Here is a 16,484-nt window from a genome sequence, read left to right on the forward strand (position 1 = left end):
ACGACATGATCACCCTGATTCCGGTTACACAACTTCACTAGCCTCGAATCCATGTACCGGGACATCACCGAAGGAACCGTCCTGTGGGAGCCCTCACCGGAGGAGCGCAGAGACGCCAAACTCACGGAGTTCTCGAACTGGCTGGCGCGGTCCCATGGCAAGACGTTCGGCGACTACTCCGCCCTCTGGGAATGGTCGGTTTCTGATCTCGAGGGATTCTGGGGAGCGGTCTGGGAGTACTTCGGGATCGAGTCGTCCTACGAGCGCGTGCTCAGTGGTCGAGACATGCCGGGCGTTCGCTGGTTCGAGGGCGCCCGCCTCAACTACGCCGAGCGGGCCTTATCCCGCAGAGACGACCATCTCGCCGTCATCGCCACAGACGAACTCGGCGTCCGCCGGGAAGTGACCTATGCGGCCCTGGCCGACCAGGTAGCGGCCGCTGCCGCCGGCCTCCGTCGCCTTGGGGTTGGAATGGGAGATCGGGTGGCCGCCCTGATGCCCAACATTCCGGAGACGCTGGTGGCGTTCCTGGCCACGGCCAGCCTCGGAGCCGTGTGGTCGAGTTGCTCACCGGAGTTCGGAATCGGAGCGGTGGCGCATCGCTTCGAGCAGATCGAACCCAAGGTTCTGTTGGCGGTGGACGGTTATCGGTTCGGGGGAAAAATGTTCGATCGTCTCGAGATCGTGGAGGAGCTGGCAGCTCGGCTTCCTTCCCTCGAGGCGACGGTCATTCTCAACCGAATCGGCACCCGCCGCCCGTCGTCCACACTGGGCTGGGAGGAATTCACTTCTCATCCGGAACCCCTGCGCTTCGAGCCCGTCCCCTTCGACCATCCCCTGTGGGTCCTGTACTCATCGGGAACCACCGGGCTGCCCAAGCCCATCGTGCACTCACAGGGAGGCATTCTCCTCCAGCACCTCAAAGATCTGGTCTTTCACATGAACCTCGGTGAAGACGATCGGTTCTTCTGGTACACATCGACGGGGTGGATGATGTGGAACCTCCTCGTGTCCGGACTGCAGGTCGGCGCAACGATCATCCTGTACGACGGCAGTCCGGGCTATCCCGACCTGAGCGCCCTCTGGCAGATGGCCGAACGGCTCGAGCTCACCTACTTTGGAACGTCTGCCCCGTTCATCCATGCGTGCCTCAAAGCCGATCTTCACCCGGGTAGCCAGTACGACCTTTCGCATTTGCGAAGCGTCGGCTCAACGGGCGCACCGCTCACTCCGGACGGGTTTGCCTGGGTCTACGACCGGGTCCACGATGACCTCCTGCTCGGCTCGATCAGCGGTGGCACCGATCTCTGCGCAGCATTCATCGGCTCGTGTCCTGTGCTTCCGGTGAAGGCAGGCGAGATCCAGTGTCGTTATCTCGGCGCCCGTGTCGAGTCCTACGACGTGCTGGGCAAGCCGATCATCGACGAGGTCGGAGAACTGGTCATCACTGCACCGATGCCATCGATGCCCATCTACTTCTGGAACGATCCGGACGGCTCCAAGTACCGGGCCAGCTACTTCGAGATGTATCCCGGCGTGTGGCGCCACGGCGACTGGATCAAGGTGACCTCCGACGGAGGGTGCGTCGTCTCGGGCCGATCCGACTCGACGCTCAATCGAGGCGGGGTACGGACGGGAACCAGCGAGTTCTACCGTGTCGTCGACAGCTTCACCGAGATCGAGGACAGCCTTGTCATCGATACCGGTGCACTTGGTCGCGAGGATCGGCTATTGCTGTTCGTCGCTTTGAAGGCCGGCTTCACGATGAACGCCGACCTGCAAGATCGGTTGCGCTCCAAAATTCGGTCAGAGATTTCGCCTCGCCACGTCCCCGACGAGATCCACCGGATCCCCGACATTCCGCGCACATTGAATGGAAAGAAGATGGAGGTGCCGGTCAAGCGAATCATCGGGGGGGTAGCGATCGAACAGGCGGCCCGCTTGGACGCCATGGCCAATCCGGCAAGTCTGGAGGCCTTCGTCCAGTGGGCGGCGGAGCGCAGGGATCAGCAGGGCGAGAGGGAGTACTAGCCAATGGATCCCACCTCTGTGTTCTGCTGATTTCGGATTGCGTAACCGGATCGCTCCCATGACAGAGCGCTCGAATCGATTCGGTTCGTCGATTCTGGTGGCCGGACCCCCCGACCCGGGGTCTACCCTTCTTTGACAGGAGGCAAACCGTGGACTTTGTGGAGACGCAGGAGCAGTTGATGTTGCGACAGGCGATCGCAGAGATCGCGGCGGGCTTCGGCCACGAGTACTACGCCGAGCGGGGTCGGCGCGGTGAGAAGGTAGAGGAACTCTGGGAGGCGCTGGCGGGTGGCGGGTTCGTCGGCGTCAACATCCCTGAGCAGTTCGGCGGTGGCGGGATGGGCATCTATGAGCTTGCCATCGTGTGCGAGGAACTGGCCGCCCAGGGCCTCCCATTGCTGATCCTCATCGTCTCGCCGGCCATCGCCGGATCGATCATCGCCAGATTCGGCACGGACGGACAGCAGCAGGCGTGGTTACCCGGCCTGGCAACGGGGGAGCGACGGATTGCCTTCGCCATCACGGAACCGGATGCCGGATCGAATTCGCATCGCATCTCGACGACGGCCAAACGCGATGGCGATGTGTATCGCCTCAACGGCCAGAAGTACTACATCTCCGCGGTCGACGAGGCGGATCAGATCCTGGTGGTGACTCGCACCGGAGTCGATGAAACCACCGGGAACGCGCAGCTGTCGCTGTTCGTGGTTGATGTGGACACGCAAGGACTGACGAAGCAAAAGATCAACATGGAAATGGTCTCCCCGGAGAACCAGTACACGCTGTTCTTTGACAATGCGGCCGTACCGGCCGATCGCCTGGTCGGGACCGAGGGGGACGGCCTCCGTCAGGTCTTCCAGGGCCTCAATCCCGAGCGCATCACCGGTGCCGCTATCGGAGCGGGTATCGGCCGCTATGCGCTCGACAAAGCAGCCGATTACGCCCGTCAACGCAAAGTATGGGATGTGCCGATCGGTGCACACCAGGGAATCGCTCACCCACTCGCCAAGGCCAAGGTCGAGGTGGAACTTGCCAAGCTCATGACCTACAAAGCCGCCTGGCAATACGATCACGGACATGATGCGGCAGAAGCCGCCAACATGGCCAAATACGCCGCCGGCGAGGCGGCACTCGAGGCGCTCGACCACTCGATCCAAACGCACGGAGGAAACGGCCTGGCCTCCGAATACGGCCTCGCCGACATGTGGGGGAACGCGCGCCTGCTTCGAACAGCTCCGATCAGCCGTGAGATGATCCTCAACTTCGTTGCTCAGCACTCCCTCGGACTCCCTAAGTCGTACTGATGAAAGAAGAAGCCGCGCCCGCCTCGCCCGACTCAAAAGAGGTCGCGTCGGGGGTCATCAGGGTGCAGCTGCCGATCAACTTCACCGGCCTCGGGCATACGAACATGTATGTTCTCGAGGATGACCGCGGCGCCGCCGTTATCGACACGGGCTTGCCCGGCAGAGCGGCCTGGGCGGCCATCCGTCGTGGATTGGATGCTGCCGGTGTCCCGATCGCCAGGGTCCACACGATCATGGTCACACACTCGCATCCCGATCACTTCGGTAATGCTGCCAGGCTGGCTGCCGAATCGGGCGCCGAACTCCTGACGCACAAGTCGTTCCAGATCTGGTGGACACTCGACAACCACTCGGAAATCGACGAGGACGAGCTGGCCCGGCATGCGGAAGCCCGGGCGGGCCGGATGCCCTGGCATGGCGCGTCGCAGCGCCGTTCGGCCGGTGCCCGTGCCCGCGGGTGGTGGATGCGCAACGTCGGCCATCGCATGTATCGGATCCCCACCCCGACCAGGCGTCTCATCGACGGCGAGGAGCTTCAGCTCGGCCGCCGCACTTTGCAGGCGGTCCATACGCCGGGGCACACGGCGGATCATTTGTGTTGGTTCGATCCGGAATCGGGGGTGCTGTTCAGCGGTGATCACGTGTTGCCGACCATCACGCCGCACATCGCCGGAATCGGGGCCGGCGCCGACCCGCTGGCCGACTATGTGGCCAGCCTCGACAAGGCGGTCGCTTTGCCCGGTGTTGGTTTGGTGCTTCCGGCTCACGGCGACCCGATCGTCGACCTGGCCCGTCGGGCGGCTTCGATCAAGCATCACCACGAGGAACGCCTCGATCAACTCCGCCAAATCGTCGCGACCTCCGGCCCGATGTCGGTCGAAATTCTGGCGGAGGAACTGTTTCCGAAACGTTCGTGGGGGTTCATGGCGGAGAGCGAGACGTTTGCCCATATCGAACATCTTCGCTTCCTCGGTGAAGTCGACCGGGCAACCGTCGACGGCAGGGTGGTGTTTGGAGCCACTCACCATTAGCCCTGGGCGTGAGCCTGGAGTAAGAACCTAGAACTCATAACCTAGAACTGCTTGCCATCTGTGAAGAGCCGATCATGCCCCAGCCCGGTGGCACGATCGGCTCTTCAGTTCGCCCGTCCCCGGCGAGAATCTGTTCTTGTGCAGCAAGAGTCCGGTCGGCAGCCACTCTTCCTTTCGCGATGAGCATTCAATTCTCGCGCTGAATAACTAGTCACTTAGTCTCGACCTCCGTGGCGGGTGAGCCGTGGCCGTGCGAATATGATCACCCAACTTCGCGGAGCGCCAGATGATCCACACCAGCCCGTACCCCGGTGTCTCGATACCCGATGTGTCCATCACGACCTATGTGTTGAAGGAGGCGAGTGCTAACCCGGACAAGCCGGCGTTGATCGACGGCCCTACCGGTCGCCAACTCACATTCGGGCAGCTCGAGGCCGGCATTCGTGCCCTGGCGGGGGGCCTGCGCTCCCGCGGATTCGGCCGAGGTGACGTCCTCGCCATCCTGGCTCCCAACCTACCGGAGTACGCGATCGTGTTCCACGGAGCCGCGATGGCAGGCGGAACGATCACCACTCTCAACCCCACCTACACGGCAGAAGAGGTGAGGTTCCAGTTGGAGGACTCGGGAGCCTCATACCTCGTGACGGTCGGCATCATCGTCGATGTCGCCAGGGAAGCGGCGGCTCGGGCCGGTCTGGAGAACGTCTACACGATCGACCCGACCGAAGGCGCGGCGCCCCTGAGTGAGCTGTTCGGCGCTCCGCTCGGCGAGCACACGCCGGTCAACCCCTCAGAAGACGTCGTGGTGCTGCCCTATTCGAGCGGGACGACGGGTCTCCCCAAAGGCGTCATGCTCACTCACCGAAACCTCGTAGCCAATCTGGAGCAGAGTCAGGTCGTCCTCGAGATTTCCCCTGACGACATCGGGATCGGGATTCTTCCCTTCTTCCACATATACGGCATGCAGGTTCTGATGAACGGCGCGCTGGCGCAGGGGACAACCCTCGTCACGATGCCCCGGTTCGACCTCGCTCAGTTCTTGCAGATCTGCCAGGACCATGCGGTGACCCGCTATTACCTCGTACCTCCGATCGTGCTGGCTCTGGCCAAGCATCCGCTGGTCGACGAGTACGACCTCTCTGCGGCCAGGCAGGTTTTCTCCGGTGCGGCGCCGCTCGGCGCAGAACTCGCCGCCCAAGCTGCGGCAAGGGTGGGATGCGAGGTCGTCCAGGGCTACGGCCTCACCGAGACGAGCCCGGTCACCCATGCGACTCCGGTCGGCGGCTTCAAAGCGGGTTCCATCGGGGTGTTGCTTCCGAACACCGAGTGCAGGATCGTTGATCCGGTCTCAGGTGCGGATCTCGGCCTCGATGACGATGGAGAGATCTGGATTCGTGGCGATCAGGTGATGAAGGGATACCTCAACAACCCGGAAGCGACCGCGGTCACAATCGATGAGCATGGCTGGCTCCACACCGGCGACATCGGCCATGTCGATGAAGATGGGCACTACTTCATCGTCGACCGCCTCAAAGAGCTGATCAAGTACAAGGGATTCCAGGTGGCGCCTGCCGAACTCGAGGCATTGCTGCTCACCCACCCCGCCGTCGCCGACGTGGCGGTCGTGCCAATTCCCGACGTCGAGGCGGGTGAACTCCCCAAAGCGTTCGTGGTGACAAAACCCGACGCGGCGGTTGCCGCGGCGGATCTCCAGGAGTACGTGGCCGGTCACGTCGCACACTACAAACAGATCAGGGCTCTCGAGTTCGTCGACGAGATCCCCAAGTCGGCGTCCGGGAAGATCCTCCGGAGGGTTCTCCGCGACCGGGGGTAGACAGCGGTTGGATCCACCGCCACCACTAGGTTGGGTCAGAGTGAAGCAACGCCTCCGTACCCTCGTTCGCCGCCAGACGACGGCCGTGTTCATCGGTTTGTCGCTCGTCGTCGGGCTGCTGGCCGGTCTGGGCGGGGCCGCAATGATCGGGAGCATCGAACTCGTTCGCGACGGCGTCGGGTGGATGGACGGTGCTCTGTCGTGGGGGCGCTTCATGCCGCTGCTCACCGTCCCGGTCGGGCTGTTCGCAGCCTGGGCTTTGGCGCAGCGCTTTCCTGAACTGCGCGGAAGCGGCGTTCCGGAGACGACCGCCGGTCTGGCGGTTCGTTCCGGCTATGTGCCGACCCGGTCCAGCTACCTCAAGATTCTCGCCACCGCATTGACACTAGGCAGTGGAGGTTCGGCCGGGCGAGAGGGACCAACGGTGATGGTCGGTGGGGCGATCGGTTCATCGATCGGACGCTACTCGGGTCTCGGGGAAGACCAGGTGCGCAGCCTCGTTGCCGCAGGGGCGGGGGCCGGGATTGGAGCATCCTTCAACGCTCCCATTGCCGGGATGTTGTTCGCGATGGAGGTGATCCTCGGCAATTTTGCCATTCGCCATCTCAACGCGGTGGTCATTGCCTCCGTCACTGCCGCAGTGACTGCCAGATCGATTGTCGGTGAGGACCGGATTCTGTCTGTCCAGCCCCACAGTGTCGGCGATCCAACGGAACTCGTCCTCTATGTGGTTCTGGGATTGCTGGCCGCGGTGGTGGGGTTTCTCTTCCTGAAGACGTTCGACTCAGTCCATACCCCGTTCGCCCGGTTCGAGAGGCGGACCTGGTTGCGTCCGCTGGCGTTCGGGATTCCGGTGGCCGCCATCGTGACGATCGAGCCGAGGGTCCTCGGAACCGGCCAGGACTTCATTCAGCAACTCGTGGGCGGCGGAATCATGGATATCGCCTGGTGGGTTCTGCTGGTGCTGGTCGGCCTGAAGATCCTGGCAACGGCGGGGACCCTCGGATCTCAGGCCTCGGGTGGCCATTTCATGCCGGCGCTCTTCATCGGGTCGTCGCTCGGCGCTGCGTTTGCCGTGCTCGTCGAGCCGGTCTGGGGGTTTTCTCAACTCGACACGGGAGCGTTTGCCGTAGTGGGGATGGCGGCGATGTTCGCGGCGGTCGCCCGGGCGCCGCTCACGTCGATCCTCATCGTGTTCGAATTGACCGGCGATTACGGTCTCGTCCTCCCACTCATGCTGGCTACCTCCTTGTCGACCGCCATCGCTGATCGAATACACAAAGAGAGCGTCTACACCATCCCCCTTGTGCGCAGGGGCATCCGATTACTGCGCACCAGCGATGTCGACTTGCTCGACACGGTGGCGGTTGGCGAGGTGATGAGCCTTTGGAGCGAGGTACTCCGACCAGGGATGACGACCGGAGAGGTGCAAGCAATGCTCGACCTGCATCGTCACCACGGGCTGCCGGTCGCCGACGACTCAGGTCGCCTCGTCGGCATTCTCACGGTCACCGACATTCTGCGGACGGGTGGGCCGTCTGATCAGGTAACCGCGGCCGAAGCAATGACCCCGCGTCCCGTCACCGTGACACCGGAAACGCCGGTGTCGCTGGCCCTCGAGCGCATGGCCAGCCTCGGTGTCGGGAGACTGCCGGTCGTCTCCGAAGACGATCCGACCCACCTGGTGGGGATGTTCCGGCGAGAGACCGCGGTCAAGGCCTACCACCACGCACTGACCGAGGTCACCGAGACGGAGCTGTTGCGCAAGCGCCAGCGCCTATGGACGCGGCCGGACGCCGAGTTCTTCGAGTTTCACATTCCGGCCGGGTCGATGGCCGACGGTAGGCAGGTGAAAGAGGTTCACTGGCCGGCGGGGTGCACGTTGGTGGCCATCCGGCGCGGCCGGGCCGTGTTGGTCCCTGAGGGCAACACGGCTCTCCAGGACGGCGACATCGTCACCGGTTTCGGAGCGCCTGGAGCCCGGTCGCAGGTCCTGGAGCGGTTGCGTGCAACGGCACACGATGAGGATGTGGCGCCGGGTGATTGACGGGGAGACGTGACAGCCTCTGCCGGTGGGCCGGGGTCAAACCACGGAGTCCGTCGCGGGAAGCGGAGCAAACAAGTCAACCGGATTGCCGTCTGGATCGAGGACTGTGGCGTAGCGCTGGCCCCACGGGGCGTCGAACGGTGCGACGTGGCTCCGATTCCCGGCGGCGACTATGAGGCGGTGCCGGTCGTCCACTTCCTCCGGCGAACCGCACAGGAAGGCCAGCGCAATGCGATGACCACCTGTCGGCGGTTCCCACCGCGAGAACGATCTGACGATGTCGACCGTGTCGAGCATCAGTCGTAGCCCGCGGGCGAGGTTCAGCTCGACGTGCCCCTCGCTATGTGTTCCCGGCGGAATTTCGAGCCCGAGCAACGCGTAGAACGCCAGGCTCTTCTCCATGTCCTCGACGATGATTCCCATCGCATCAAATCGAACGGCCATCTGCACCTCCATGAGGCAGTGTATGGGGGTCTGCACCAAAAACACGGCGGGAATCTGCCACGATGGTCGCTATGAACACCGCAGATTTCCTGGTAGTCGGCGGCGGTATCGCCGGAGCGTCGGCTGCCTACGAACTTGCCGCCCACGGCCGCGTCGTCCTGCTCGAACGCGAGCCTCAGTGTGGCTACCACACCACCGGTCGATCGGCCGCTTTGTTCACCGAAGCCTGGGAGACCCCGACAATCAGGTCGATCGTTGCGGCCGGCCGGTCGTTCTTCGAAGAACCCCCCGACGGTTTCACCGCCGTCCCCCTGGTTGCGCCTCGCCGCATCCTGCTCATCGGTCGACCAGATCAGCGGGGAGCCGTCGAAGCTGCCGCCGCCGATGCCCGGACTGAGATCCCCTCCGTCCGGATGATCGACGGACAGGAGGCGCTCGAGTTGTGTCCGGCTCTGCGGCCGGACTACCTGGATGTCGCTGTTCTCGAGTCGGGCGGGTACACGATCGACGTCGACGCGCTCCTGCAGGGCTTTCTTCGCGGTGTGCGTCGTCGTCACGGTGAGGTGGTCACAGGCGCTCCCGTCATCGGAATCGAACGCTTGGATTCCGGTTGGAACGTCACCGCCGGTGAACAGCGTTTCGCCGCCCGGGTGCTCATAAATGCGGCAGGCGCCTGGTCGGATCAGATCGCCGGCCTGGCCGGCGTTCAACCGGTCGGGTTGACGCCGTTGCGACGAACGGCCTTTACGTTTTCCGGCCCGTCGAATCATGATGTTCGGCAGTGGCCGGCGGTGATCGATATCGACGAGCAGTTCTACTTCGAGCCTGAAGGCCCGCAACTACTTGGCTCGCCGGCCGATGAGACGCCAACTCATCCGCACGATGTGCGCGCTGAAGAGATCGACGTGGCTATCGCAATCGAGCGGATCCAGGCGGCCACAACGATCGAGATTCGCCACGTTCGCAGGGCGTGGGCGGGGTTACGGACCTTCGCTCCGGATCGCTTGCCGGTGGTAGGGCCCGACCCGGATGTGCCCGACTTCATCTGGCTGGCCGGGCAGGGCGGATTCGGGATAATGACGTCGCCGGCGATGGCGAGAATCGCAATGTCGATGGCGATCGGGGCCGGCTTCCCCCTGGGCCTGCCTGCGCACCTCGAGGCTGCTATCCGGCCGGAACGGCTCCGGACGTGACCCGGCGTTTCCCTCGGGCAGGCTCGGCGATCGGGCCCGCCACGTCGTGAAGGTCTCAATCGTCGACCCGGCCGACCCGCGGATTCTCGACTACATAGGGCTACGCGATCATCAACTGCGGCGGCAGCGGGAGGCGTCCGGAGGCGACCTGGCCGGCGTGTTCATCGCCGAAGGGGCCCTCGTCGTCGAGCGAGCCCTCCTCGCCGGCTACCGGCTCAAGTCGCTGCTTATCGACGCTACCCGGGGTGAGCCGATCCCGGCGATGGTCCCTGCCGACGTTCCCCACTACTTCGCGGGTCCGGACGTCGTACTCGAGGTCACGGGCATCCACCTGCATCGAGGCCTCATCTCCGTGTTCTACCGCAAACAGCTTCCATACCCGGAGGAGGTGCTGGCGGCGGCGCGCCGCGTCGTTGTACTCGAGAACGTGACGAACCCGACCAACCTCGGAGTCATTGTTCGGGCGGCCGCCGGCCTCGGGTTGGATGGACTGCTCCTGGACCCGAGGAGCTGTGATCCCCTTTATCGGAGGGCACTCCGGGTGGCGATGGGAGAAGCTTTCGCCCTCCCGCATGCGCGGATCAACAGGTTGCCGATGGGGCTCGATCCGGTCCGTAGAGCAGGGTTCCGGATCGCGGCGCTGACACCGGATGCGTCGGCCATCCCGATTGACCAGCTCGTGATCGAGGCGGATGAGAAGCTCGCCGTCGTGCTCGGCGCAGAGGGGCCGGGACTCACGGAAGAGACACTGGCGGCGGTCGACGATCGGGTGAGGATTCCGATGCAGAACGGGGTTGATTCGCTCAACGTGGGGTCGGCAGCCGCGGTGGCTTTTTACGCTCTGACGCGGCGCTGAAAGCTCTGCCCTTCCCGTTTTCGGAGGGCGGACTTCAGCGGATCTGGTCGGCGATCTCCTCGTACTCCGCGTGGCGTCCCGTCGCCTTCTTCGAGTAGATGAGCTTCCCATCAACGACAACTTCGAACACGCCTCCGCGCGAGGGGATCAGCGTGGCGGCCTGTATCCCTTCCTCGAACTCGGTCAGTATTTGCTCGACCATGCGAACCGCACGGTCAAGATACTTTCATTGCGCGCAGTACTCGATGCTGATGATCATGCGACCTCCTGGCGGCGAGCCTAGCTGCAGGAAACCTCACGCATCCCTGGTTGCCCGGATGGGAGGGTGAGACGGAAGACCGCTTCCCCGTGTTCTTCGTCGAAGTCGTAGACCAGATCTCCTGCCATTAGTTTGGCCAGCCGTCGAGACACGGCAAGTCCCAGACCCACCGAAGCGGTAACGCCGGGCTGGTTGTGCGCCCGTGCGTACGGTTCGAAGATCCGCTCGCGGTCTTCGTCCGGGATTCCCGGGCCATCATCGCGCACTTCGATGGTGACCACGTCCCCGTCGTGCCTGCCGACGATGCGCCGGCTCTTCCCCCCGTAGCGGTGTGCATTGGCGATGAGGTTTCGAACGATCTGGCGGAACCGGACCGGATCGGCGAGCACCTCGCAGTCGCCGGACGGCCGTGTGATCGAGTTGTCCCATCCGAACTCTGTGACGATTCGATCGACGTTTTCTGCGACGTTGATTCGCTCGGGGGCGATGCTGATCTGGTTGATGTCGGCACGGGCCGCAACGAGCAGGTCTTCAACGATGAACGCCATCTCGCGCGATTGGCCGGCAATGAGTTCGAGCAATTCGGCCCGTTCCGAATCAGAGAACACCATATGTCCATGGGCGAGCTCGCCGGCCAGGCCGACCACGGCCGTAAGGGGGGTGCGCAATTCGTGGCTCACAGAGGCGATGAACTCGTCCTTCGAGCGGATCAGTTCGGCCATCCCGCCGCGGACGCGCATCTCTTCCGTGATGTCGTGGATGGCAATCACCAGCCGGTCGGGATTCGGCCGGAGGCGGAGTGGTCGAATCCATCGCACTTCGATCCAGATCTGGTCACCGTTGAACGTCACCGTTTCGTAGGTGCACTCGAAGGTCAGCCTGCCTTCGACCATCGCCACTACCTCGGAGACCAGGGCCTCGATGGATGTCTCGTTCACCCTGGTGGTTGACATGGGGCCAACCAACGCGGCCGGATCGTCGAGCCCGAGTAGCTCGGCGGCCGCAGCATTCACGCGCACGTAGACGATTCCGGCCGCGAGATCGGTCACCACGGCCGGGTGGGCGAGGAGGTACTTCCCCAGTTCCTGCGGGTCATTGATGCCCAGGTTCTCCACCGCTCGCAATGTCGCGCCCCAGTCCTGTTCCAGCAGCGCAACAGGGCTGTCTTCAAAGAGCCGGACGTACCGGCTGGCCGATACCAATGTCGCCATCCTGACGGACAGCATGATGAGAGCCACCAAGCCAAATCCGGTGACGATGGTGGCGGCGGTGGCCACCCTCGCAGCCCCGTCCTCCACCCATAGGAAACCGGCCAGCACGAGCACGGCACCTACCCCGATCACATACGCGAGACGCCCTGTGTCGACGAACAGCAGACCAATGCCGCCGATGATGACCAACGCCAAAGATGCCGGCAGCAGCGTGGCGTCGGTGCCGACGAGGGGGTAAGTGATCACGACCGAGACGAGCGACAGGATCAAACTCAGGACAACCTTCCGGCCGCCGGACCAGGCCTGCCAGCCGAAGAGCGCCGCCACGATTGCCGGCGTTATCGATTCCAAGAGCTGATCGGTACTTCCCGTGAAGAGGCCGGATGCGAAGATTACCAAAGCGGTCAAGGCCGATGCGATGGCCCCCATCCGCATCATCGTCAATCGAACGGTGACGATTGCCTCGTGGAAGACGTCGGTCTCCTCGGGGTCGTTCGTGACGAGTGCCCGGAGGGTCTGACGGGTGGCGCTCAGAGGGCTGTCGGGCCTGGAGAACCGGCCTGAATCCGGTCGACGGTTGCTCACGGCTCGATCCCAACGTTGGTCACGACGATGAGGATCTGGTCGGCGAGGACCTGGTCGTCGGGTTCGATCCGGACCGACGTGATTACCCCTCCGGTCGGAGCACGGACAGAATGCTCCATCTTCATTGCCTCAATGACCACCAGAACGTCGCCCTGGGCGACGCGGTCGCCTTCTCTTGCTGTTACGGCGACCACCCGCCCCGGCATGGGGGACAGCAGCGAGCCCGGCTCTTCATGCGCGGTCGCCTCTGGAAATCGAGGGAGTTCCAGGAGGGCTGAATGCCCCAGGACGCTGTCGACATACCACGTGTCTTCCTGGCGATGGGTCGTGAAAGCCCGCAGCACCCCATCGATTTCGATCTCAACGGACGCGTCCGAGCATGACCGGAGCACGGCCGGTACGGGTTCGCCGCCTAGGCAAACGCTCAAGCCCCGGCGATCGAACCGATAACCCATCTCGATGTCTCCGCTTTGTCCCCGGAAGCCGAAGTTCTGGAGCTGCGATGGGCTGTTTCTCCATCCGGAGGGAATCGTCCTGAGAAGCGCGGCTTCCGACCGGGCGACGTACTGGCCGGCCAGAGCGGCAGCCAAGGCGTGCATCCGCTCTGAAGCCGGATCTGCGAGAGGTGCTCCCAGTTCGGCCGGGTCGTGCCGGTCGAGGAAGTGGGTGTCGGTCCGGCCGGCCAGGAATTCCGGATGGCGCAGAATTCTGACCAGGAGTTCCCGGTTGGTGTACAGCCCGTGGATTTGCGCACGGGCCAAAGCTGCCGCCAGGCGCCCGGCTGCCTCATCCCGGGTCGGTGCATACACGACCACCTTGGCCAGTAGCGGGTCGTAGTGAATTGAGACCTCGGAGCCGTTTTCTACCCCGGTGTCGAGGCGGACGGACGAATCGGGTTCGGTGAGCTCGAATCGGTGGAGCGTACCGGTGGTCGGCAAGAACTCGTGGCGTGGGTCTTCCGCATATAGGCGTGCTTCGATGGCGTGGCCGCTGGTCGTTGCTCCGATCACCTCCGGGTCGAGCGGGTGGCCCTCGGCGACTCGGATCTGGGCTCTAACGAGATCGAGGCCCGTCACCATTTCCGTGACCGGATGTTCCACCTGGAGCCGGGTGTTCATCTCGAGGAAGTAGAACTCGCCTTCGGGATCCAGAAGAAACTCGACCGTCCCGACCCCCAGGTATCCGACGGCTTCAGCGGCCCTGACGGCCGTCTCTCCAAGGGCGGCCCGCCGGACCTGGTCCACGGCGGGGGAGGGAGACTCCTCGATGATCTTCTGATGGCGGCGCTGTATCGAACATTCACGTTCAAAGAGGCTCACCACTGTGCCAAACGAATCGCCGAGGATCTGGACCTCGATGTGGCGCGGTTCCTCGATGTAGCGCTCGAGGAAGAGCGTGTCGTCCCCGAATGCCGACTGCGCTTCACGACGGGCAGCCGCCATGGACTCCTCGAGTTCGGCGGCGTCCCTGACGATGCGCATGCCTTTCCCGCCGCCACCCGCTGAAGCCTTCACGAGGATCGGATATCCGACCCGCGCCGCAGTAGCTGCCACCGCCGTCGTGTCGAGCCCGGCAACTTCCTCTCCTGGCGCCACCGGGATGCCGGCGGCCAGCATGAGGCGACGGGCCTCGACCTTCGAGCCCATGGAGGCGATCGCCGCAGGCGAGGGTCCGATGAAGATGATGCCCGCTTCCGCGCATGCAGTCGCGAAGGCCGCGTTTTCGGCCAGGAACCCGTATCCGGGGTGGATGGCCTGTGCGCCCGTTTTGAGTGCGGCTTCGATGACCAGATCGCCGCGCAGGTAGGTGTCGGCAGGAGCGGCGCCCGGGAGTTCGATTGCTTCGTCTGCTTCTGAGACGAAGGGTGCGTGGCGGTCGGCGTCTGAATACACCGCTACCGTCGCGACGCCCATCAAGCGACAGGTCCTGAACACCCGCCGGGCGATCTCGCCCCGGTTCGCAACCAGAATCTTGCTGAACCGCATCACGCCCAACTCCCGTTTTCGCGCGGGAATCCCACCTCATAGGGTGTGAATCCCGCGCGAGAAGCTGATTTGAACCGTTTCACATTCGGAAGACCCCGAACTCACCGGTGCCCTGGACAGGAGCGGAGTGAACCGCGGAGAGGGCGATCCCGAGGACCGTGCGCGTGTCGCGCGGATCAATGATGCCATCGTCGCGGACGCGGCCGGTCGAGTAGTAGCCGAGTGCTTCTCGCTCGATCTGTTCCTCGATAGCGCGGCGGCGCTGCTCTTCCTCAGCCTCATCGACCTCCTGCCCGCGGGCGGCCGCCCCGGCCCGGGTGATGATCGACATCACGCCGGCCAGCTGCTCGCCGCCCATGACTGCGACCTTGTGACCGGGCCATCCGAACACAAACCGGGGATCGAACGACCGGCCGGACATGCCGTAGTTGCCGGCCCCGTACGACGAACCTGCCATCAAGGAAATGTGCGGGACCTCGCTGTTGGAGACCGCATTCACCATTTTGGCCCCGTCTTTGATCATCCCGCCCTGCTCGTACTCTTTGCCAACCATGTAGCCGGTGGTGTTGTGGATGAAAAGGATCGGAGTGTCGTAGCGATTACACAACTGGATGAACTCGGTTGCCTTCTTCGCTTCTTCGCTGAACAGGACTCCGTGCTGGTTGGCGACGATCCCAACCGGGAAGCCATGGATCGATCCCCAACCGGTAACCAGCGATGTGCCGTAGGTGAACTTGTATTCATCGAAACGTGAGCCGTCGAGTACGCGGGCCAGCACCTCGCGCATGTCGAACGGAACCTTGAGATCAGCCGAGATGATTCCCAACAGGTCTTCAGGGTCGTGCCGCGGCTCATCCGCCGGCAGCTTCGGTCCGTAGCCCAGCTTGCTCCAGTTGAGATGGTTGACGATTTCTCTCCCGATGCGGATTGCGTCGTGCTCGTCGGCCGCCAGGTAGTCGGACAGTCCAGAGATCCGCGAGTGCATCTCGGCCCCGCCGAGTTCCTCGTCGGTTGAATCCTCTCCCGTCGCCATCTTGACCAATGGGGGCCCGCCGAGAAACACCTTTGCTCGCTCCTTGACCATGACGGCGTAGTCGGCCATGCCGGGGACGTAGGCCCCGCCTGCGGTTGAGTTCCCGAACACGAGAGCGATCGTCGGGATACCGAGTTTGGACAGCTGAGTCAGGTTTCGGAACCACTTGCCACCGACCAGGAATACGTCAGCCTGCGTCGGGAGATCTGCTCCGCCCGACTCAACCAGATTGATGAGCGGGAGCCGGTTCTGGCGGGCGATGTCTTGAATGCGAAGGCTCTTGGGGAGCGATATCGGGTTGGATGAACCCGCCCGGCTCGTGGGGTCGTTGGCGCTGATGGCGACCTCCACGCCTGAGACGACTCCGATGCCGGTGACGAGGTTGGCTCCAATCGGGAAGTCCGTCCCCCATCCGGCCAGCGAAGAGAATTCGAGGAACGGCGTGTCCCGATCGAGCAGCAACTCGATTCGCTCCCGTGCCAGGAGCTTGCCACGGCTGTGATGCCGCTCGACGTATTTTGGGCCACCACCGAGCCGCGACGTGTCCATGAGTTGCTCGAACTCGGTCAGCCGTTCGACCATGGCTGAACGGTTTGACAGATACTCAGTGGAACGTGTGTCGATCTTCGATGTCAGCACCGGCATTACCGGCAGGTTAGTTGCGGAGAAAC

Annotated in this window: 11 protein-coding genes and 1 pseudogene; 7 read left to right on the forward strand and 5 right to left on the reverse strand. The window is 63.6% G+C overall.

The window, feature by feature from the left end; translation table 11 throughout:
- Positions 1-51 precede the first annotated feature (51 nt).
- The 5 genes from P1T08_04080 (at position 52) to P1T08_04100 (ending at position 8,247) form a co-directional block, all read left to right on the forward strand.
- Complete coding sequence (locus P1T08_04080) at positions 52-2,031, forward strand: acetoacetate--CoA ligase (GenBank protein MDF1595265.1); 1,980 nt, start codon at positions 52-54, stop codon at positions 2,029-2,031.
- Between the two features lie 149 nt (positions 2,032-2,180).
- On the forward strand, positions 2,181-3,335 hold the full coding sequence (locus tag P1T08_04085; protein ID MDF1595266.1) for an acyl-CoA/acyl-ACP dehydrogenase: 1,155 nt from the start codon (positions 2,181-2,183) through the stop codon (positions 3,333-3,335).
- Positions 3,335-4,366, forward strand: a complete 1,032-nt coding sequence (locus P1T08_04090) for an MBL fold metallo-hydrolase (GenBank protein ID MDF1595267.1) — start codon at positions 3,335-3,337, stop codon at positions 4,364-4,366. The genes P1T08_04085 and P1T08_04090 overlap by 1 nt, the downstream gene beginning before the upstream one ends.
- Positions 4,367-4,652: 286 nt before the next feature.
- The gene (locus P1T08_04095) at positions 4,653-6,200 is read left to right on the forward strand and encodes a 4-coumarate--CoA ligase family protein (GenBank protein MDF1595268.1); all 1,548 of its coding nucleotides are present in this window, start codon (positions 4,653-4,655) and stop codon (positions 6,198-6,200) included.
- Positions 6,201-6,240: 40 nt separating this feature from the next.
- Positions 6,241-8,247, forward strand: a complete 2,007-nt coding sequence (locus P1T08_04100) for a chloride channel protein (protein ID MDF1595269.1) — start codon at positions 6,241-6,243, stop codon at positions 8,245-8,247.
- Between the two features lie 36 nt (positions 8,248-8,283).
- On the opposite strand, the gene P1T08_04105 is transcribed toward P1T08_04100, so the two are convergent.
- Positions 8,284-8,691 carry a VOC family protein gene (locus tag P1T08_04105; protein MDF1595270.1) on the reverse strand — a complete coding sequence of 136 codons (408 nt, stop codon included), beginning with the start codon at positions 8,689-8,691 and terminating at the stop codon, positions 8,284-8,286.
- A 71-nt stretch (positions 8,692-8,762) separates the two neighbouring features.
- On the opposite strand from P1T08_04105, the gene P1T08_04110 reads away from it, so the two are divergent.
- Positions 8,763-9,884, forward strand: coding sequence for an FAD-dependent oxidoreductase (locus P1T08_04110; protein ID MDF1595271.1), 1,122 nt, complete (start codon positions 8,763-8,765; stop codon positions 9,882-9,884).
- A gap of 46 nt (positions 9,885-9,930) precedes the next feature.
- The gene (locus P1T08_04115) at positions 9,931-10,740 is read left to right on the forward strand and encodes an RNA methyltransferase (GenBank protein MDF1595272.1); all 810 of its coding nucleotides are present in this window, start codon (positions 9,931-9,933) and stop codon (positions 10,738-10,740) included.
- A gap of 34 nt (positions 10,741-10,774) precedes the next feature.
- On the opposite strand, the pseudogene P1T08_04120 reads toward P1T08_04115, so the two are convergent.
- The 4 genes and pseudogenes from P1T08_04120 to P1T08_04135 all read right to left on the reverse strand — a co-directional run bounded on the left by P1T08_04120 (position 10,775) and on the right by P1T08_04135 (position 16,458).
- Positions 10,775-10,951 (reverse strand): annotated as a pseudogene (locus tag P1T08_04120) (Rdx family protein).
- A 68-nt stretch (positions 10,952-11,019) separates the two neighbouring features.
- Positions 11,020-12,795 (reverse strand): ATP-binding protein, encoded by a 1,776-nt coding sequence (locus P1T08_04125; protein MDF1595273.1) that lies wholly within the window; start codon positions 12,793-12,795, stop codon positions 11,020-11,022.
- Positions 12,792-14,780 carry a biotin carboxylase N-terminal domain-containing protein gene (locus P1T08_04130; protein ID MDF1595274.1) on the reverse strand — a complete coding sequence of 663 codons (1,989 nt, stop codon included), beginning with the start codon at positions 14,778-14,780 and terminating at the stop codon, positions 12,792-12,794. The genes P1T08_04125 and P1T08_04130 overlap by 4 nt, the downstream gene beginning before the upstream one ends.
- 79 nt (positions 14,781-14,859) lie before the next feature.
- A complete protein-coding gene (locus tag P1T08_04135; GenBank protein MDF1595275.1) occupies positions 14,860-16,458 on the reverse strand; it encodes a carboxyl transferase domain-containing protein in 1,599 nt (532 codons plus the stop codon).
- Between the last annotated feature and the right edge of the window lie 26 nt (positions 16,459-16,484).

Source organism: Acidimicrobiia bacterium, assembly GCA_029210695.1.
Classification (GTDB): Bacteria; Actinomycetota; Acidimicrobiia; order Spongiisociales; family JAHEDJ01; genus JAHEDJ01.